Origin of the sequence: Streptosporangium vulgare (assembly GCF_042428775.1) — a bacterium.
Taxonomy (GTDB): Bacteria; Actinomycetota; Actinomycetes; order Streptosporangiales; family Streptosporangiaceae; genus Streptosporangium; species Streptosporangium vulgare.
In genome coordinates, this window is the sequence record NZ_JBHMBS010000002.1 from 591,147 (window position 1) to 609,594 (window position 18,448).

General features: G+C 70.5%; 17 protein-coding genes and 2 tRNA genes. 10 read left to right on the plus strand and 9 right to left on the minus strand.

The window, feature by feature from the left end:
- Positions 1-124 precede the first annotated feature (124 nt).
- Genes ACFFRH_RS06640 through ACFFRH_RS06650 form a run of 3 tightly spaced genes read right to left on the minus strand, consistent with a single transcriptional unit; the run spans position 125 to position 3,154 of the window.
- Positions 125-1,630: a tripartite tricarboxylate transporter permease gene (locus ACFFRH_RS06640; RefSeq protein WP_344745872.1), complete on the minus strand. Its 1,506-nt coding sequence runs from the start codon at positions 1,628-1,630 to the stop codon at positions 125-127.
- Between the two features lie 20 nt (positions 1,631-1,650).
- The gene (locus ACFFRH_RS06645; protein WP_344745873.1) at positions 1,651-2,112 is read right to left on the minus strand and encodes a tripartite tricarboxylate transporter TctB family protein; all 462 of its coding nucleotides are present in this window, start codon (positions 2,110-2,112) and stop codon (positions 1,651-1,653) included.
- Between the two features lies 1 nt (position 2,113).
- Positions 2,114-3,154, minus strand: coding sequence for a tripartite tricarboxylate transporter substrate-binding protein (locus tag ACFFRH_RS06650; RefSeq protein WP_344745874.1), 1,041 nt, complete (start codon positions 3,152-3,154; stop codon positions 2,114-2,116).
- 174 nt (positions 3,155-3,328) lie between these two features.
- Here ACFFRH_RS06650 and ACFFRH_RS06655 point away from each other — a divergent pair, with 174 nt between their 5' ends.
- Both ACFFRH_RS06655 and ACFFRH_RS06660 read left to right on the plus strand, forming a co-directional pair.
- Complete coding sequence (locus tag ACFFRH_RS06655; RefSeq protein ID WP_344745875.1) at positions 3,329-4,012, plus strand: response regulator transcription factor; 684 nt, start codon at positions 3,329-3,331, stop codon at positions 4,010-4,012.
- Between the two features lie 6 nt (positions 4,013-4,018).
- Complete coding sequence (locus tag ACFFRH_RS06660; RefSeq protein WP_386154987.1) at positions 4,019-5,587, plus strand: sensor histidine kinase; 1,569 nt, start codon at positions 4,019-4,021, stop codon at positions 5,585-5,587.
- Positions 5,588-5,758: 171 nt separating this feature from the next.
- Here the strand turns inward: ACFFRH_RS06660 and ACFFRH_RS06665 are convergent, their stop codons facing one another.
- From ACFFRH_RS06665 to ACFFRH_RS06685, 5 genes are all read right to left on the minus strand, one after another.
- Complete coding sequence (locus ACFFRH_RS06665; protein WP_344745876.1) at positions 5,759-6,727, minus strand: TAXI family TRAP transporter solute-binding subunit; 969 nt, start codon at positions 6,725-6,727, stop codon at positions 5,759-5,761.
- 106 nt (positions 6,728-6,833) lie between these two features.
- Positions 6,834-6,908: transfer RNA gene (locus tag ACFFRH_RS06670), tRNA-Ser, on the minus strand.
- A 20-nt stretch (positions 6,909-6,928) separates the two neighbouring features.
- Positions 6,929-7,001 (minus strand) — tRNA-Lys (locus tag ACFFRH_RS06675).
- A gap of 46 nt (positions 7,002-7,047) precedes the next feature.
- Positions 7,048-8,463: a hypothetical protein gene (locus ACFFRH_RS06680; protein ID WP_344745878.1), complete on the minus strand. Its 1,416-nt coding sequence runs from the start codon at positions 8,461-8,463 to the stop codon at positions 7,048-7,050.
- 7 nt (positions 8,464-8,470) lie between these two features.
- Positions 8,471-8,653, minus strand: a complete 183-nt coding sequence (locus tag ACFFRH_RS06685) for a hypothetical protein (protein ID WP_386154991.1) — start codon at positions 8,651-8,653, stop codon at positions 8,471-8,473.
- Between the two features lie 214 nt (positions 8,654-8,867).
- Between ACFFRH_RS06685 and ACFFRH_RS06690 the strand changes: the two genes are divergently transcribed.
- The 8 genes from ACFFRH_RS06690 (at position 8,868) to ACFFRH_RS06725 (ending at position 17,038) form a co-directional block, all read left to right on the plus strand.
- Positions 8,868-9,371 (plus strand): methylenetetrahydrofolate reductase C-terminal domain-containing protein, encoded by a 504-nt coding sequence (locus ACFFRH_RS06690; RefSeq protein WP_386154994.1) that lies wholly within the window; start codon positions 8,868-8,870, stop codon positions 9,369-9,371.
- Positions 9,368-10,351, plus strand: coding sequence for a methylenetetrahydrofolate reductase (locus ACFFRH_RS06695; RefSeq protein ID WP_344745881.1), 984 nt, complete (start codon positions 9,368-9,370; stop codon positions 10,349-10,351). Before ACFFRH_RS06690 ends, ACFFRH_RS06695 begins: the two co-directional genes overlap by 4 nt.
- Positions 10,341-11,831, plus strand: a complete 1,491-nt coding sequence (locus ACFFRH_RS06700) for a hypothetical protein (RefSeq protein WP_344745882.1) — start codon at positions 10,341-10,343, stop codon at positions 11,829-11,831. The genes ACFFRH_RS06695 and ACFFRH_RS06700 overlap by 11 nt, the downstream gene beginning before the upstream one ends.
- Positions 11,831-12,922, plus strand: coding sequence for a uroporphyrinogen decarboxylase/cobalamine-independent methonine synthase family protein (locus ACFFRH_RS06705; protein ID WP_344745883.1), 1,092 nt, complete (start codon positions 11,831-11,833; stop codon positions 12,920-12,922). Before ACFFRH_RS06700 ends, ACFFRH_RS06705 begins: the two co-directional genes overlap by 1 nt.
- The gene (gene metK, locus ACFFRH_RS06710; RefSeq protein ID WP_344745884.1) at positions 12,919-14,160 is read left to right on the plus strand and encodes a methionine adenosyltransferase; all 1,242 of its coding nucleotides are present in this window, start codon (positions 12,919-12,921) and stop codon (positions 14,158-14,160) included. Before ACFFRH_RS06705 ends, metK begins: the two co-directional genes overlap by 4 nt.
- Positions 14,157-15,023 (plus strand): formyltetrahydrofolate deformylase, encoded by an 867-nt coding sequence (gene purU, locus ACFFRH_RS06715; protein ID WP_344745885.1) that lies wholly within the window; start codon positions 14,157-14,159, stop codon positions 15,021-15,023. The genes metK and purU overlap by 4 nt, the downstream gene beginning before the upstream one ends.
- Before the next feature lie 42 nt (positions 15,024-15,065).
- Positions 15,066-16,058 carry a carbohydrate kinase family protein gene (locus ACFFRH_RS06720; protein ID WP_344745886.1) on the plus strand — a complete coding sequence of 331 codons (993 nt, stop codon included), beginning with the start codon at positions 15,066-15,068 and terminating at the stop codon, positions 16,056-16,058.
- 77 nt (positions 16,059-16,135) lie between these two features.
- Positions 16,136-17,038: a VOC family protein gene (locus tag ACFFRH_RS06725; protein WP_344745888.1), complete on the plus strand. Its 903-nt coding sequence runs from the start codon at positions 16,136-16,138 to the stop codon at positions 17,036-17,038.
- A 16-nt stretch (positions 17,039-17,054) separates the two neighbouring features.
- Here ACFFRH_RS06725 and ACFFRH_RS06730 read toward each other — a convergent pair whose 3' ends face one another.
- Entirely contained in the window at positions 17,055-18,392 is a 1,338-nt protein-coding gene (locus tag ACFFRH_RS06730; RefSeq protein WP_344745889.1) for a PucR family transcriptional regulator, read from the minus strand.
- Between the last annotated feature and the right edge of the window lie 56 nt (positions 18,393-18,448).

The following is an 18,448-nucleotide window of genomic DNA, read 5'->3' on the forward strand; positions in this document are numbered from 1 at the left end:
TCGTGACGGATCCGTCCGCTCCGGGGTGCGGAAGGCGGGCCTCCCGCACCTGGCGGGGGCCCCCCCCCCCCGGGGGGGGGGGCGCCGGGGCCTCGGCTCCCCGGCCCCCGTGGACGGGGAGTGCCTACTCCTCCTCGGTGAACACGACCTCCCGGCGCCTGCGAATCGCCGGGAGGACGGCGACGACGAGCGCCGCCACGGCCAAGGTCAGGAGTACCGCGGAGATCGGCCTGGTCAGGAAGACCGTCGCGTCGCCGCGGGAGATGATGAGCGCCCGCCGCAGGTTCTCCTCGAGCAGAGGGCCGAGGACGAAGCCGAGCAGCAGCGGCGCCGGCTCGCAGCCGCACTTGATCAGGATGTAGCCCAGGATCCCGAAGAACACGATCGCGTAGACGTCGTACGCGTTGAACTCCAGGGAGTACGTGCCGATCGCGGCGAACAGGATGATCATCGGGAACAGCACCTGGTACGGGATGCGCAGCATGCGCACCCAGAGGCCGATCAGCGGCAGGTTCAGCAGCACGAGCAGCACGTTGCCGATCCACATCGACGCGATCAGGCCCCAGAACAGCGCCGGCTCGTCGACCATGACGTTCGGGCCGGGGGTGATGCCGTGGACGATGAACGCGCCGACCATCAGGGCCATCACCGGGTGGGCGGGCAACCCCAGGGTGAGCAGCGGGATGAACGACGTCTGCGCGGCGGCGTTGTTCGCCGACTCGGGACCGGCGACGCCCTCGATCGCGCCCTGCCCGAACTCCTCGCGCCGCTTCGAGATCCGCTTCTCGACGGCGTACGAGGTGAACGAGGCCAGCACGTGGCCGCCGCCGGGCAGGACGCCGAGCGCGGCGCCGAGACCGGTGCCCCGCAGGATCGGGCCGACCATCCGGCGCCGGTCCTCGCGGGTCGGCCAGAGGTTCCTCACCTTGCCGACGATCGCCGTGCGCGTCCGCTCGTTCTCCAGGTTGCGCAGGATCTCGGCCACCCCGAACATGCCGACGGCGACCGAGACGAAGTCGATGCCGCCGTACAGCTCACGCCGGCCGAACACGAACCTGGGCGTGCCGGTGTAGATGTCCTGGCCGACTGTGCCGAACAGGACGCCGAGCGCGATCATCGCCAGTGCCTTGAGCGCCGTGCCGCGCGCCAGCGCGATCGACACGATCAGGCCGAGCAGTACCAGGGAGAAGTATTCGGCCGGGCCGAACCGCAACGCGACGCGGGCCAGCGGCGGGGCGGCGACGGCCAGCACGACGGTGGCCACCGTACCCGCGACGAAGGACCCGATCGCCGCGGCGGCCAGCGCCGCGCCGGCCCGGCCCTGCCTGGCCATCTCGTGCCCGTCCAGCGCGGTGACCGCCGCCGACGACTCGCCGGGCAGGTTGATCAGGATCGCGGTCGTCGAGCCGCCGTACTGCGCGCCGTAGTAGATGCCGGCCAGCATGATCAGCGCCGTCACCGGCTCGAAGCCGAACGTGATCGGCAGCAGCATCGCCACCGTCGCCGTCGGCCCGATGCCGGGCAGCACGCCGACCGCCGTGCCGAGCAGCACTCCCACGAAGCAGTAGAGGACGTTCTGGAGGAGGAGGGCGGTCGAGAGGCCCAGTGCGAGGTTGTCGAGAAGTTCCATGCCTCAATCCGGATGCCGCGTCAGAACCCCAGCCACGGGCCCAGGAGCGGGACCCGCAGCTGAAGCCCGACGACGAAGACGAGCGTGCCGGCCACGGTGAGCCCGGCGGCCACGGCGACGGCCGTGAGCAGCCGTACGCGCGAGCCGGCCAGCGCGGTGAGCAGGGCGGTCACCGCCGACGCCGGCACGAACCCGAGGCCCCGGACGGTGACTCCGAAGAACAGGACCGCGAGCACGATGGCACCCACCGCGCGCCAGGGGACCGGCCCGAACTCGATCACCTCGCCCGCGACGAGCCCCTTGACGACGATCGCGAGTCCCAGGGCGGCCACGACCGCGCCGACCAGCAGCGGGAAGGCGCCGGGGCCCATCCGCAGCGGGGTGCCCGGCTCGTAGCCGAGCGCCCCCACCACGAACGCGCCACCGATCAGGACGAAGACTCCCCCGGCGAGAACGTCCGGGAGGGACCGTCGGCGCTCCACCTCAGGAGGCCTTGACGCCGGCGTCGGCGATGACCTTCGCCCAGGTGGCGAGCTGCTCTTCGAGCTTGGCCCGGAGCGCCTGCGGGGTCGCGTCCCCGGCCGGGACCGGCGCGGTGCCGAGCTTGGCCATCTGGTCGACGACCCCCTTGTCGGCCAGTGCCACCTTCAGCGCCTCGGACAACTTCTGGACGACCTCCTGCGGTGTGCCCTTCGGGACGTAGAGGCCGTGCCACACGCTGACCTGGAGCTGGGGCAGCCCGGCCTCGGTCGTGGTGGGCAGGTCGGGCAGACTCCTCACCCGCTCCGGCGTGGTGACCGCGTACGCCTTCACCTCGCCCGCGGAGATCTGGCCGCTGGTGTTCGTCGTCTGGTCGCACATGAAGTCGACCTGGCCGCCGACGAGGTCGGTCAGCGCGGGACCGGTGCCCTCGTACGGGACCTCCTGGAGCTTCACCCCGGCGGCGGTCTGGAACAGCAGGCCGCACAGGTGGGACGCGGCGCCGATGCCCGCGTTGGCCAGCGTGACCTTGCCGGCGTTCGCCTTCACGTAGGTCACGAGGTCCTGGAGCGTCTTGGGCTCGAAGTCCTTGCGGGCGACGATCGTCATCGGCACCTCGGTGACGAGCCCGACCATCTCGAAGTTCTCCAGCGGCTTGTAGCCCAGGTCCTTGTACAGGGCGGGCGCCGTCGACATGCCGATGTGGTGCATGAGCACCGTGTAGCCGTCGGGATCGGCCCGCGCGACCTCGCCCGCGCCGACCGTGCCCCCCGCGCCCTCGGCGTTCTGGACGACGACCTTCGCGCCGAGCTCGGCCGCCATCGGCTCGGCGATCATGCGGGTGACGGTGTCCGTCGGACCGCCCGCGCTGAACGGCACGACGAACGTGATGTTCCGCTCCGGATAGCCTCCGGCGCCGGCGCTTCCGCCGGTCGCGGCTCCGCCGGGGGCTCCGGCGTTGCCCGCACAGGCGGCGACGAGTGAGACGACACCGATCGTGGCGACCATCCGCGCGACGGCCCGGTACCTGCTGGTCGTTCTCATGTCGCGGCCTCCTCCTCGGCGCACGCGCGTTTGTCGATGAGTGCGCGGCCTCAGTCTCGGCTGACGGGGGCGCGAATGGTGTCAGAGAAATCCCAAGAATGCGCCGGACGCCAGAGAAATCCAGATAAGGGGAGGGCTGACCAAGTGTCGATCCGGCCCGTACAATCCGCCGGTATGCGGATCACCATCATTGAGGATGACGACCGCGTGGCGCGAGGTCTGGTGACCGTCCTCGCCCAGGCGGGTTTCGAGGTCCACCGCATCGCCACCGCCGCGGAGGCCGTGCGTGCCGCTCCGTCCGATGTGGTCCTCGTCGACCTCGGCCTGCCCGACGGCGACGGGCTCGACGTGATCCGCAAGCTGCGTGACCGCCCGGAGACCGCCGTCATCGCCGTGACGGCGCGTTCCGAGGAGCACGAGCGGGTCCGCGGCCTGCGCGCCGGCGCGGACGACTACATCGTGAAGCCGTTCGGCATCCCGGAGCTGCTCGCCCGGATCGACGCCGTCCTGCGGCGCACCCGGGTGGCCCGCTCCCTGAGCCACCCGGACGAGCCGCTCGTCATCGGCCCGATGCGGATCGGCGTCGGCACCCGCGAGGTCACCGTCGACGGCACACCCCTGGCGCTGACCCGCAAGGAGTTCGAGCTGCTCCTGCTGCTGGCCAGGCGGGCGCCGAACGTGGTGAGCCGCGACGTCATCCTCGACCAGGTCTGGGCCACGACCTGGGAGGCGTCGAGCCGCACCCTGGACACCCACATCGCGGCGCTGCGGCACAAGCTCGGACCGGCCGTGCTCATCCGCACGATCCACGGGGTCGGCTATCGGCTCCTGGCCGACCAGCCGGAGCTGATCGGCTGACTCGCCGTGCACCGTCGCCTGCTCGCCGTCCTGGTCCCCCTCGCGGTGCTGCTCGTCGCGGCGCTCGGGGTGCCGCTCAGCGTCACCGTGGCCGAACGGGAGATGCAGGAGACGTACGTAGACCGGCTCAACGACGTCGGCCGGTTCGCGTCGCTGGCCGAGACCGCGCTGTCGACCAGGCGGAGCGAGGCGCTCCAGCAGGAGCTGGCGCGCTACCACGAGCTGTACGGCATCCCGGCCGCGGTGATCGACGTGTCGGGCACGGTACTGCTCGGACCGGCAGGCGCGTACCGGCGGGCGGCGCGGGCCGAACCCGCGCTGCCCCGGATCGTGACCGCGGCGCTGGCCGGGGCGAGGTCCGAACCGTCCTGGGAGTGGGCGCCGTGGGACGACTCCGCGCTCGTGGTCGCCGAACCGGTGGGCCGCGACAGCGAGGTCGTCGGCACCGTCGTGACGATCTCCGACCTGTCGAAAACGCGCCGCCGCATCCTCGTGCGATGGGCCCAGCTCGCCGGGCTCGGGCTGCTGCCGCTGATCGCGCTGGTGGCCGTCGCCTGGCCGGTGTCGGCGTGGGTGCTGCGGCCGGTGCGGGAACTGGACGCGGCGAGCTCGCGGATCTCGCGGGGCGACCTCACGATCCGGGCGGACGCCGAGGCCGGTCCGGTCGAGCTGCGGCGGCTGGCGGAGTCGTTCAACACCATGATGGACGCGGTCGAGAACGCCGTGCAGCGGCAGCGGGCGTTCGTGTCCGACGCGTCGCACCAGCTACGCAACCCGCTGACCAGCCTCCGGCTCGCCGTGGAGAGCCTCGAACCGCATCTGCGCGCGTCCGGCGACGGGCGGCAGGTCTACGACATGGCCGTCGACGAGCTGAAGGCGATGCAGCGGATGCTGAACTCGCTGCAGGCCAGCGCGCGGATGGAGAGCATACGGACGGCGTCGCCGGTCGACCTCGACGCGGTGCTGGCGACCCGGGTGGACCGGTGGCAGGCGCTGACGGCGACGGCGGGGCAGAGCCTGGTGGTCGACGTGCCACCGGGACTGCGACTGCTGGAGCCGCCGGGCGGCCTGGGCAGCGTCCTGGACGAGCTGATCAGCAACGCGTTGCGCCTGTCCAACGCGGGGGTGGTGGAGGTGACCGCCCGGGTCGCCCCTGACGGTTCGGGCACCTCGCGGGCCGCTCCCGGCGGCACGGGCGCCTCCCGAGTCGTCCCCGGCGGTGCGGGCACCGGTCCCGGGAACGCCGCGACGGCCGCCGGGCACGGCGACGCCTCCGCGGCCGGAGGCGTGGTCACGATCGTCGTCCGTGACGACGGCCAGGGAATCGACGCGTCCGAGCGAGCCCAGGCGCTACGCCGATTCTGGCGGTCGCCGCGGCACCAGAACGTCCCCGGGACCGGCCTGGGACTGGCGATCTGCGCCGACCTGGTCGGGGCGGCCGGAGGCGAGCTGCGTCTGGAGGAGGGCCTGCCGCGCCCGGACGGATCCGGGCACGGATTCGCCGCGGTGGTCGCGTTGCCGGTCGTCCCACGGGTGACATCGCCGTCCGATGACCCGGCGCCGCCACAGGACTGAGGCCATGGGCTCCGCCGCGGTCCTGCCGCGAGCTCCGTCACGGCTCTGAGGCCCCGACCCCCGTCGCGCCCCTGAGGACCGGACTCCGTAACAGCTCTGAGGCCCTGGACTCCGTCGCCGGCCTGTCGCCGTCTCGGATCACCGCTCATCGCCGGCCTGTCGCCGTCTCGGTCAGCGCTTGTGGTCGCGGAACCAGGCGGCCGCGCCCGGGTGGAGCGGGGTCGACGCGGTGGAGATCCCGGTTCGCACGTTGATCTGCCACGCTTCCGGCACGGCCTCGGGAAGGGCCTCGGCGTCGCGGCTGGCGGAGATGATCGTGCCGGTGTGCGTGAAGATCGTGTCGGTGATGGCGTAGACCAGGTCATCGGGCAGGTCGTCACGCACGAGAAGCACGTTCGGCACAGCGACGGTACGGGTGGCCGGGACGCCGGCGTAGGCGGTCGCGGGGATCATGGCCGGAGTGTAGGGACCCGGGAACGCGGTGAAGAGCGCGTCCGCCTGCGCGTCCAGCGGGATCAGCCGGATCGGGTACCGCTGCGCCAGCTCCGTGATGGCGGGGGTCGGGACGCCGGTCAGGGAGAACATCGCGTCGATCTCGCCGTCGCGCAGCGCCGCCGCCGATTCGGCCTGGCTGAGATACCGGCCGTCGGCGTTCACCAGGCCGAGCTCCAGAACCCGCAGCGACGTGAACTCGGTGCCCGAGTCGTGGGCACCGAGGGACACGCGTTTGCCCTCCAGGTCCCGGAACCCGTCGATCGCCGAACCGGCCATGACCACGAGATGCAGGTGGCTGTCGTAGAGCCGGCATATCGCCGAGAGCCCCTCGGGCGCACTGCCGTCGGTCGTGATCAGCGCGTCCAGGCTCGTCAGCCCGAGATGCACCTCGCCGGCCCGCAACATCCGGATGTTGTCGGTGGACGCCCCGCTCGGCACGGTGACCATGGTGACACCCGGCACCTGCTCGGAGACGTATTCGGCCAGCGCACCACCGATGCGCCGGTACACCGCCCCCGCCGGCCCGGTGGCCAGCCGCAGGTGGACCATGCCGGTCTCGGGCGGCCCGGAACAACCGACGAGCAGCCCCCCGGCGGCCAGGAGCACCACCCGCCGACTGAGCCTTGGCTCCAGGTTCAGCACCATGCCGAGATGATACGGACGCCGGCCGTCATCGCCGATGCCATCGACGTCTCGTCAACGGGCCCGCGAACATCGGCCATCGACGTCTCGTCAACGGGCCGACGAACAGTGGCCTCGTCGACCGGGCTCGAACCGGCGTCCACCCGGTCTCGAGCCGGGAGCTCTACCACTGAGCTACAACGAGGCCACGCTCACATCGAACGGCACTGCCGGCCGGGCTCGAACCGGCGCCCACCTGGATGAAGAGCCAGGCGTTCTACCACTGAACTACAGCAGGCCGCGGTCTTCATTCTCCTCGACGCCGTCCGGTGAGCGCCACGGAATTAACGGTCGCGGTCCCGGACGGGCAGATCGCCGACGACCACCCCGGAGGCCAGTCCGTGGTGGACATCGGCGATCATCTCGGGCTTGACGCGCTTGCCGCTGAACGCCCCCGCCCGCCGGAGCAGGGCGGCCCAGACCGGGTCGGCGACGCTCACTCCGTGCACCAGCTCGGGCGTCGGCCGGAACACCGCCACCCCGCGCTTCGGCGCGGGCACGGTCCAGCCCGACCCCGCGGGATCCAGCTTCGCCGCACGGCACGCCGCCTCGACATCGACGCGAGCACAGGTCGCGCTCCCGTCCAGGACCTCCCACGGCAGCGGCAACGCCGCCCACACCGCCGTGTTCGGATCGACGTCACCGCCGCTGCCGCTGTGCCAGCGGACCAGGTCGGCGGCCATCAGCCGCATCGCCTTACCCGGGCACGCCACGTCCAGCAGGTCCAGTGCGTTCAGCGAGGCCAGGCAGGCCAGCCAGCCCGCGCGGGCCGCGTTGTAGGCGACCGCCAGGTTGTTCCAGGTGGTGGAGTCGTCGCCACGCTTGACGATCATGGTCGCGCGTTCGGTGCCGGGGTTCCAGCGGTCGCGCAGCAGTTCCGCGCTGTGCCGCATGACCGCCGACCACCGGCCCAGCAGCCGTCCCCGTTCCTGTTCGGTCAGGTGTCCCAGGACGTCGGAGGCGGTCCGGACCTGAGCGATCATCCACCAGTCGCCGTCAGCCGCGCACCGGTCGAGCAGCATGGAAGCGATCTCGTCGAACGGGTTCTCCCGTCCCGACAGGCTGAACTCCCGGCGTACCTTGCGCCGCGCGGTGTAGTACGCCACGAAGCACGCCGCGTCGACGTCCGCGGCGAACCGCTCCAGCGGGATGTCCGCCCCGAAGCCGGTGACGCCCACCATGAGCAGGCGCCGCTTGTCGTGCTCGACGCCGAGCGTGTGCGCCTTGGCGGCGAGCCTGCGCAGCACCCGGAAGCGGCGGTTGTACTGCCGCTTGGTCACGTCCATACCCGCCGCCTCCCGGGCGTCCCGGTTCAGCCGGTCGGCCAGGAAGTCGGTGCGCTCGGGCGTCCAGCCCATCTCGCGTCCCATGGTCGCCGCGAACTCCAGCAGCGATTCCGGATCGTCGGGGTCGACCTCCGCCGACCGTTCGAACAGCCGGGTGGCCGCCGCCACCTGCCGCGCTCCGCCGACCGGACGGGTGTAGTCGGTGGACATCGAGGAGAACCCGCCCTGCCGGCGCGAGGAGTGCTTGGCCGCGCGCTCCAGCACCACGCGCTCCCGCCGTGACAGCCGCCCGTCCAGCGCCTGAAGCACCAGATCCGCGACGTCCTCGGGCCGGTACCGGCGGTCGAGCGAGGCGTGCAACTCGACCAGGATCTCCCGGCGGGGTGGCTGAGTACTGTCATCGCGGAACTTCATGAAGTCATCATTCCGGTCGACCACGGTGCACTTCGACCGAATTATCCGGTCGTCGGCCGCAGCGCGTCAGGACCGGGGTGGGAGGAATGTCAGGAGGACAGGATTCACGCGCCTCACGCCGGCCGATGATCGACGACGTCGCCGTCACGTCGCGGGCCGTCACGTCGCGGGCCATCACGTTGTGGGCCATCACAACGAACGTCCGCTCAGCGTTGGTGTGCGGGCCTAAGACACACGTCGCGCGCTCTGGCAGCCTCCATCTCAGCGGTTGAACGAACTTCATCGAGCGATCCGGCCGCGTCTTTTCGGGCTACGTCAACGGTGGTTTCCGGCTGCATATCCAGAAGGAGTAGATCGTGGGCTTCGACGAGCAGAATGCGCGCGGCGGCGGATGGCCCCGCCCCATGATCCCCCGAGTCGGGGCTCGGCTCAGTTATGGTCTCCACCCTGTCCTTGCCGCGAATCCCCTGTACCGCAGGTTCGGAGCCTGGCTCGAACGCAGGCAACGGGTCTATCGCTGGTTCACCCGCGCGGAGCGGGTGGCGAAGGAGCGGCTGTACGGATGCCGCATGTGCGGTCAGTGCGCGTTGCCCGACACCGGCTACACCTGCCCGATGACCTGCCCGAAGCAACTACGCAACGGCCCCTGTGGCGGTGTGGCCGCCTCTGGCCGCTGTGAGGTCCATCCCGATCTGGTCTGCGTCTGGGTGACCGCGATCGAGCGGGCGCAGGGCGCCGGGCACGGCGCCGACCTCGGTCTGCTGCAGCGCCCCGTCGATCACCGCGCATGGGACAGCAGCTCGTGGGTGAACTACTGGCAGGGACGTGATGACGGGCTGGGGGTCGCGCCCAGCGCGGATGATCCCCGCCCACTGCTGCGACGCGAGCTGGGGTTGAGCCCGCGATGAGCGCCGAGCCATCGAGAGGTGGGCTGCGCGCCGCGTTCGCCGCCGGCAGGTTCGCCGTCACCGCCGAGATCGGGCCGCCCAGAGGGGCCGACGCGGAGGCGGTCGCGCGTAAGGCTGAGCTCCTGCGGGGCTGGGTCGACGCCGCGAACGTCACCGACAACCAAGGGGCGAACGTCCGGATGTCGAGCTTGGCCGGCAGCCTGCTCGCCCAGCGCGCCGGCGTCGAGCCGGTGATGCAGCTGACCTGCCGCGACCGCAATCGCCTCGCCCTGCAGTCGGACCTCCTCGCGGCGGGTGCCCTCGGCATCCCGAACGTGTTGCTGCTGACCGGCGACCACCCCCGGTTCGGTGACCATCCCGAGGCCAAGCCGGTCTTCGATCTCGACGGTGTGCAGCTTGTCTGGACCGCGCGAACCCTGCGGGACGACGGCGTGCTCATCTCCGGCAGGGCCGTCTCCGCCCGCCCGGCCTGGTTGATCGGCACGGTCGAGAACCCGTTCGCGCCTCCACTGGGATTCCGGGCCCGACGGCTGGCCAAGAAGGTGGCCGCGGGTGCGGAGTTCGTCCAGACGCAGTACGTGTTCGACTTCGAGGTGTTCGAGCGCTGGATGGCCGGCCTGCGGGATTTCGGCGTCACCGAACACTGCAAGATCATCGCTGGTGTCGGCCCCATCCGCTCGCTGCGTGCCCTGGAGTACATGCGCACCGCCGTCCCCGGCGTGCATATTCCCGACCAGGTCGACCGGAGGCTGCGCGGGGTACCCGCCGACCGGGTCGCCGAGGAGGGGATCCAGATGTGCGTGGAGACCGTGCAGCGGCTCGCCACGATCCCCGGCGTCGCGGGCGTCCATCTCATGGCGCTCGGCTATGAGCACGGCGTGCCCGACATCCTGCGGCGGGCCGGTGTCTCCCAGCCGCCGGCCGTGCTTTCCGATCACAACCGCCACCACTCCATGGAGGGCATCGGTCATGCTCGTTGACTTCCGGCCCCACTCCAAACTCAGCGGCACGAGCCCCCTGGACCTCATGACCTCGCTCGCGCCCGTCGTCGAGGCGTTGCGGGAGGCCTCCACGGACCTCGACAAGGTCCGGTTCGTGTGCGACTGGGTCCAGTACAAGTCGAACTTCCGCGAGGTGGTCGACGTCCGGTCGATCCTGCCGTGCCCGCAGCCGGGGGCGAGACCTGGCCCCGCCATCGTGCCCCTGGGCGCCCGGGACGACGCCGTGGAGATCGCTGTCGACGTACGGCGCAGTGCCGCCATCTCCCTTGAGGAGGTCACCGCGGCGCTGCTACGGGAGCGCGCGAACAGCCGCGTCCTGCTGGAGGACTGGGGGCCGGGCAGCCGTAGCTGCCTCTGGGACTTCAACGCCCGCTACTGGAAGGACCTGGACCTTTGGGAGAAGGCCACCGGGCGAGGGTACGAGCAGGCACTGCCGGGCGGCGAGAGTGACGCGCACAACCGCCACGCCGCGCGCGATGTGATCAATGACCTCTTCGAGGTCTGGGATTCGCTCGCCGATGGCGACGCCCTGCCCGAGGAGCTCTACGTCGTCGAACTCGGGGTGGGCAACGGCAGTCAGGCGAAGGTCTTCCTGGACGAGTTTCGCGCCCTCGACACCGAGCACGGGCGCGGCTACTACCGGCGCCTGCACTACATGATGTGCGACTACTCCCAGCATGTGCTCGACCTGGCCCGCGAGGCGGCCGGTGAGCACCGGGAGCGGATCGGATCGTTCGTACTCGACGCCACGATGCCGTGCGCCTCGCTCGGCTTCCTGAAGTACAAGGTCTTCCTCGTCTACGTCTCCAACGTCTACGACAACCTGCCGACCGACGAGGTCGCCCAACTGGGCGGCCGAACCTACCACGTGCAAACCCGCGCCTACCTCGACGACGCCACCGTGGCCGAGCTCGCCGAGTCGGTGGGGGCCACGGCGAGCGAACTGCCGGCCCTGGTGCACGAGTTGTTACGGCTGGGGCCGGGGCTGCTGGCCGAGACCGACCCCGGCCGGTTCGCCGATGTGGACGCCGCCGTCTCCTTCTGGCGGGCGGTGTGGGACATGGTCAGGCTGGAGGAGCGATACGTCCCGCTGGCCGGCCTGGACCTCTACTCCCTCGCGCCGTCCATGAGCGGGGAGCTGCTGCGGCCCCTGCTCGAATCCGGCGCCGACATCCGCATGCACGTCAGCAACGGGGCGGTGGCGAGCTTCGCCGACAGCCTGCGACTCCTGCATCCGTTCGGCAGGCTCGTCTGCCATGACCTGTTCGTCACCGACGTACAGGCCTATCGGACCAACTTCCGGGGCCCGGGGAAGTACGAGGGATCCGTCGTCAACTGGGTGAACGGACCGCTGCTGGCACATGTGGGACGGCGTAACGGCTTCGACGTGCACTACGCGCCCTTCGCCCATCGGGCGGGCGGGAACATCATCACGATGACGGCGCAGGTGAGGGACTGATGTCCGCGCTCACCCAGGCCGCCCTCATGAGCCGCCTGCCCCTGCTCCCCACCAGTGTCGTGGGCTCCTACCCCGTTCCTGAGTGGATGGAACGGTTGAAGACCGACTACTACCGCGGCCGGATGAGTTACGCGCAACTCCGGGACCTGCACGACATGGCGATCAAAGCGGCGCTTCGGGACCAGGAGATCGCCGGCATCGACATCGTGTCCGACGGCGAGCTGCGCCGCGACAACGACATCGACTACTTCCTCGCCAGGATGCCGGGCATCGACATCCCGCGGACGTCGAAGGACTTCTACTTCGACTACTACGAGGCCAGGGTCACCGAGCGGCTGCCCCCCACGGCCACGGCACCGCTGATGCTGGCCGACGACTTCTCCTTCACCACCGAGCAGACCTCGGACCCGGTCAAGTTCTCCTTCACCGGGCCGTTCTCGCTCTCACGGCGGGTGCGGAACGAGGCGTACGACGATCCCGGCGAGCTCGTGCTGGCGATCGCGCGTGTGCTCAACGCCGAGGCGCGTGCCCTGGCCGAGCGCGGCGCGCGGCTCCTGCAGATCGACGAGCCCTTTCTGGCCGGCTACCCCGGTGAGGTGGAGACGGCGATCAACGCCGTCAACATCGTCACCGAGGGCGTCGACGTCACCTGGGCACTGCACGTCTGTTACGGCAACCGCTACGCGCGCCCCTCGTGGGAGGGCCATTACGACTTCCTGTTCCCCGCCGTGCTCGACGCCAACGTGAACCAGCTCGTCCTGGAGTTCGCGCGCAAGGGGTACGCGGATCTGCCGGTGATCGACAAGTTCGGCTGGGACCGCACCATCGGGCTGGGCGTCATCGACGTCAAGTCCCCCGACGTGGAGACCCCGGAGGCGGTCGCGTCCAGAATCCGGAGCGCGATCAAGCTCGTTCCGGCCGACCGGTTGGTCGTCAACCCCGACTGCGGGCTACGGAACATCTCCGCGCCCGTCGCCAGGGCCAAGCTCGCGGCCATGGTCGCCGGCGCCGCCATGGTGCGGACCGAGCTGACCGGCGCCGCCCACCACCCGAACCCGCTTGAACCATCGCCCGAGGAGCCTGAGCAATGACCCAGCTGGGAATCAACGACGACTACGTGTTCACCTCCGAGTCGGTGACCGAGGGACACCCCGACAAGATCGCTGACGCGGTGTCGGACGCCGTGCTGGACGCGGCCCTGGCCCTTGATCCCTACTCCCGGGTCGCCTGCGAGACCCTGATCACCACCGGCATGGTCGTCCTGGCAGGAGAGATCACCACCCCGCGACTGCTCGACTACACGCAGATCGTCCGGGACACCGTCAACAGGATCGGATACGACGACGGGGCCTACGGCTTCGACGGCCACTCGTGTGCCGTTCTCGTGGCGCTGGACAAGCAGTCACCCGACATCGCGCAGGGCGTCGACCTGGCGCACGAGCATCGCCGCGACCGCTCCGGCGACGAGTTCGACCGAGCCGGCGCCGGTGACCAGGGGATGATGTTCGGCTACGCCACCGACGAGACCTCCGAGTTCATGCCGATGCCGATCGCGCTGGCGCACCGCCTGTCCCGCAGGCTCGCCGCGGTCCGCAAGAACGGCACCCTCGGCTACCTGCGCCCGGACGGCAAGACGCAGGTGTCGGTGCGCTACCAGGGTGACGTCCCGGTCGGCGTGGAGCAGGTCCTGATCTCGACCCAGCATGCCGAGGAGGCCTCCCTGGAGCAGATCCGCGAGGATCTCTGGCGGCACGTCGTCACCCCGGAACTGCCGGCCGAGCTGTACGACGCCGACGCCCTCCACCGGAGCCTGCTGGTCAACCCCACCGGCAGGTTCGTGATCGGCGGCCCGGTGGGTGACGCGGGACTCACCGGACGCAAGATCATCGTCGATACCTACGGGGGATTCGCCCGGCACGGCGGCGGCGCCTTCTCCGGCAAGGACCCCTCGAAGGTGGACCGGTCCGCCGCCTACGCGGCGCGTCATGTCGCCAAGAACGTGGTCGCCGCCGGTCTCGCCCGCCGGGCGGAGGTGCAGGTGGCGTACGCCATCGGGGTGGCCCGGCCGGTGTCGGTGTTCATCGAGACGTTCGGCACCGAGCGAGTGAGCCGTTCGCTGATCCGGACGCTGGTGGCCGAGCACTTCGACCTGCGGCCCGCCGCCTTCCGGAAGTACCTCGGACTGCACAGCCCCATCTACAGCCAGACCGCCGCCTACGGGCACTTCGGGCGTACGGACCTCGACCTGCCCTGGGAGCGGACCGATCGGGCCGACGCGCTCCGCCGGGCGGCCGCGCTGTCCGTCGACACCGTCCCCGCGACGCTGTGACCGGGACGGACCCCGACGTCGGCCGGCTGGTCGTGTCCTGCACCGACCAGCCGGGCATCGTCGCCTGCGTCTCGTCGTTCCTGTATCGGCGCGGAGCCAACATCGTGCAGTCCGACCAGGACTCCACCGGGCCCGCGGGCGGCCGGTTCTTCCTGCGCATCGTGTTCCACCTGCCAGGACTGGACAAGGAGCTGCCCCGGCTGGAGCGCGAGTTCCGGCAGGAGGTCGCGGCGCGGCTCGACGCGGACTTCCGGTTCCGCGCCGCCTCCGTGCCGACCCGGGTGGCGCTCTTCGTCTCGCGGTACGACCACTGCCTGCTCGACCTGCTGTGGCGGGCCCGCCGGGGCGAGTTGCCCATCGAGGTGTGTCAGGTGGTCTCCAACCACCCGGACCTCGCCGACGAGGTGTCCTCGTTCGGGGTGGCGTTCGAGCACATCCCGGTTACCAGGGCGACCAAACCCGAGGCCGAACGGCGCCAGCTCGGCCTCCTGCGGGACAGCGTCGATCTGGTGGTCCTCGCCCGCTACATGCAGATCCTCTCGGGTGACTTCCTGGACCGGATCGGCGTACCGGTGATCAACATCCACCATTCCTTCCTGCCCGCCTTCGCCGGCGCCGGGCCGTACGAGCAGGCGAAGGAGCGCGGCGTGAAGCTCATCGGGGCGACCGCGCACTACGCCACCGAGGAGCTCGACGAGGGACCGATCATCGAGCAGGACGTCGTCCGGGTCTCGCACCGCGCGAGCGCGCGCGAGCTGGCGCGGCGCGGCGCCGACATCGAGCGGACCGTGCTGGCCAGAGCCGTGACCTGGCACTGCGAGGACCGTGTCCTGGTGAACGGCCGCACCACGATCGTCTTCTGACCCCGCCGGCCCGCAACAGAATCCACACACCGAGGAGTAACCGTGCCCCCAGGGACGACCGCCGTGGTCGGATCGATCGCCACCGATCATCTGATGCACTTTCCCGGCCGCTTCGCGGACCATCTCGTGGCCGACCGGCTTGACCGGGTGTCACTGAGCTTCCTCGTCGACGATCTCGTCGTCCACCGTGGCGGAGTCGGCGCGAACATCGCCTTCGGCATGGGGGTCCTGGGGCAACGGCCGGTGCTGGTGGGAGCGGTGGGCGCCGACTTCGCCGACCACCGGGCGATCCTCGAACGGCACGGCGTCGACTGCGGCGGGGTCCTCACCGTCGAGACGGCCCACACCCCGCGGTTCACCTGCACGACCGATGACGACCAGTGCCAGCTCGCGTCGTTCTACCCGGGGGCGATGACGGAGACGAAGAACATCTCACTCGCCCCGATCGTGGAGCGGTACGGCATCGGGTTGGTGCTGGTGGGCGCGAGCGATCCGGACGCGATGGTCGCGCAGACCGAGGAGGTCAGGGCGCTGGGCGTGCCGTTCGCCGCGGACCCGTCGCAGCAGCTTCCCCGCCTCGACGGTGACCGGTGCCGGGCTCTGGTCGACGGCGCCCGCTACCTGTTCACCAACGAGTACGAACTGGAACTGCTGATCCGCAAGACCGGCTGGGACGCCGACGAGATCACCACCCGGGTCGGCCTGCGGGTGACCACCCTGTCCGACCGAGGCGTGGACATCGTCGGGCGCGACGGCACCGCGCTGCACGTCGGGGTGGTGCCGGCCCGGACGATCGTCGACCCGACCGGCGTCGGCGACGGGTTCCGGGCCGGTTTCCTCGCCGGCGGGAACGGCGGGCTGGGGCCGGAGCGGGCCGCTCAGCTCGGGGCGCTCGTCGCCACGCTGGTGCTGGAGACGAACGGCGCCCAGGAGTGGGTCATCGACGCCGACACCGACGTGGCCCGCCTGCGCGAAGCCTACGGTGAGGAGGCGGCGGCGGACATCGAGCCGGTGCTACGCGCCGCCCTGACCTGAGGCGGTGCCGCGTTTTCCCCGCCGCGTATTCTTGTCGTGGCACACCCTGTGTGCCACGAAGTGCGAGGAGATGCGGCATGCGAAGCATCGGGTACGTCGGCGTACGGTCCGCATCGGCGGAGGACTGGCTGAACTTCGGCCCGCGCGTCTTCGGCTTCGAGACCTACCGGCTTCCTGACGGCACGGTCCGGGTGCGCTGGTGCGACCGCTCGCACCGCCTCGCGATCCACCCGGGTGACTCCGATCGGCTGCTCTACCTCGGCTGGGAGATCGGCGCCGAGGAGTCGCTGGAGGAGGTCGCGGCACACCTGACCGCCGCCGGGTTCGAGGTGACCGAGGGCTCGGCACGACTGGCGGCGGAGCGCTCGGTCGAGCGGCTCATCTCCTTCGACGACCCCTTCGGCCTGCGGCACGAGTTCTTCGTCGGCCAGGAGGAGACGGCGGGCTCCTACCGGGGACACCGGCCGACGTCGCGGACGGTCACCGGAGCGCTCGGCCTGGGCTTCGTCGTGCTGCGGTTGCCGGACCTGCAGCGGGGGCTCGACTTCTACGCCAGCGTGATGGGCATGAAGGTGTCCGACGCGATCAACCTCGGCGCGCACCTCGGCGAGATGTGGTTCCTCCGGTGCAATCCTCGCCACCACAGCATCGCCCTGCTCAATGGGGGCGACGCCCTCCGGCTGGAGCACCTGATGATCGAGGCGACCACGCTGGAGGAGGTGGAGATCGCCTGGGACCTGGCCCGGAGTGAGATGGACGCCTTCGTCAGCCCCGGACGCCGGCTGTCGGACAACATGTTCCTGTTCCGCGTGCACACCTCCACCGGCTTCAACGTCTGTTACGGGTGGGGTGCGACCCAGGTCGACGACGAGGAGAGCTGGATCCCGCGTTACATCGACTCGTCGAGCGGCGCCGGCATCGTCTATTCCGCCGCCGCCGCCGTGACGGCGGGCGATCCGTCCCCGGAGATCAAGCAGTAGAGGTCCGGCACCGACCTCACCCGACCTCGCCGCCGAGAGCGTCGAGAATCTCCAGAGCCACCTGCGCGGCGAGGCGGTCGCGATAGGTGTTCAGATCCAGTCCGGTGATCTCCTCGATCCGGTGGATCCGGTAGGTGACCGTGTTGGGATGCACGTGCAGCAGCTTCGACGCGCGTTGCGGGCTGTTGTTCTCCCGGAAGTAGCACATCAGGGTGGAGATGAACTCCGAGTGGTGCTTCTTCTCGTGGCGCAGTACCTCGCCGAGGATGTCCGCGGCGAACTCGCGCAGCGTCTCGATGTCGGGCACCTGGAGCAGCAGGCGGCTGATGCCGAGCTTGTCGAAGGCGACCACGGTGCCGCGCCGGCCGAGCCGCCCGATCGCCTCGTTGGTCCGCCGCGCCTCCTCGTACGAGCGGGCGATGTGCGCCGGTTCGCGGAACGTTCCACCGATGCCGATGGACACGCCGACGTCGGGAAACAGCGCCCCGAGTCGTTGCACGCACAGGGTGCCGAGCTGCTCTGCCCGGGTGGTCGAGCCCGGCGTCGCGCTCTCGGTCAACACCACGACCACCTCGTCCGTACGTACGGAGGTGATCGCGTCCGGGGACTGGGCGATGAACAGGCGGGCGGTCGCGCCCGCGGCGCGTTCGGCGACGAGGGCGCTGCGCTGGGTGTCGCCCGTGGGCGGTTCGAGAATGATCGACAGGACGCGGTGGTCGCGCTCGGTGTCGTAGCCGAGGTGCTGCGCCCAGCGCACGACCTCGTCGTTGTCCCGGCCCGACCCGGACAGCAGCCCTTCGACGAGGTCGTCACGCACCTGGCTCGCCGCCGAGAAGATGACGCGTTCGCGGGCCAGGATGACCCCGCAGATCGTCGCGGCATGCTCGGCGATCAGCAGGTCGATGTCCTCCCCCTGGTCGGGGGCCGCCGCGACGAGCGAGACGAGATAGGCGGACACGGTGTCGCCGATGAAGATCGGGGCCACGATGCGGGCTCGGCCGCGCGCCGGATCGGGCAGCCGGAGCGGATGGCGGGACTTGCCCGCGCTGGCGAGCATGTGCGCCAGCCGGGGATGGATCAGGTGGTCGTGGACGTACTGGATGGCGCTGTCGTCGCTCTGGCCGGGCGAGGCCGCGGCGAGGATGCCCAGCTTCTGGCTGATGATGGCCACCGTCACCTCGGTCCGGTGGGCGACGAGGTGGGCGACCGTGCCGATGTCGGCGTCCTGGAGAACCAGGCCGGACAGCTGACGATAGATCTCCACCAGGTCACGTAGAGTCCGGTTCTCCTGGGTGATCTCGGTAGACCCGCTGGTGACACTGGCGAGGCCGGTGAACGATGACTCTGCGGCCATGTGCGAATCCTAAGGTCGAACGCCGGGGTTGCCATGTGTGTGACGACAAAGAGTAC

Bases quoted from the DNA above. Each gene is read 5' to 3' on its own strand.
- ACFFRH_RS06685 (WP_386154991.1), bottom strand. From the start codon at position 8,653: ATGGCCCACAACGTGATGGCCCGCGACGTGACGGCCCGCGACGTGACG.
- ACFFRH_RS06690 (WP_386154994.1), top strand. From the start codon at position 8,868: ATGATCCCCCGAGTCGGGGCTCGGCTCAGTTATGGTCTCCACCCTGTC.
- ACFFRH_RS06705 (WP_344745883.1), top strand. From the start codon at position 11,831: ATGTCCGCGCTCACCCAGGCCGCCCTCATGAGCCGCCTGCCCCTGCTC.
- metK (WP_344745884.1), top strand. From the start codon at position 12,919: ATGACCCAGCTGGGAATCAACGACGACTACGTGTTCACCTCCGAGTCG.
- ACFFRH_RS06725 (WP_344745888.1), top strand. From the start codon at position 16,136: ATGCGAAGCATCGGGTACGTCGGCGTACGGTCCGCATCGGCGGAGGAC.
- ACFFRH_RS06730 (WP_344745889.1), bottom strand. From the start codon at position 18,392: ATGGCCGCAGAGTCATCGTTCACCGGCCTCGCCAGTGTCACCAGCGGG.
- ACFFRH_RS06665 (WP_344745876.1), bottom strand. From the start codon at position 6,727: ATGGTGCTGAACCTGGAGCCAAGGCTCAGTCGGCGGGTGGTGCTCCTG.
- ACFFRH_RS06650 (WP_344745874.1), bottom strand. From the start codon at position 3,154: ATGAGAACGACCAGCAGGTACCGGGCCGTCGCGCGGATGGTCGCCACG.
- ACFFRH_RS06680 (WP_344745878.1), bottom strand. From the start codon at position 8,463: ATGAAGTTCCGCGATGACAGTACTCAGCCACCCCGCCGGGAGATCCTG.
- ACFFRH_RS06655 (WP_344745875.1), top strand. From the start codon at position 3,329: ATGCGGATCACCATCATTGAGGATGACGACCGCGTGGCGCGAGGTCTG.
- ACFFRH_RS06695 (WP_344745881.1), top strand. From the start codon at position 9,368: ATGAGCGCCGAGCCATCGAGAGGTGGGCTGCGCGCCGCGTTCGCCGCC.
- ACFFRH_RS06700 (WP_344745882.1), top strand. From the start codon at position 10,341: ATGCTCGTTGACTTCCGGCCCCACTCCAAACTCAGCGGCACGAGCCCC.
- ACFFRH_RS06640 (WP_344745872.1), bottom strand. From the start codon at position 1,630: ATGGAACTTCTCGACAACCTCGCACTGGGCCTCTCGACCGCCCTCCTC.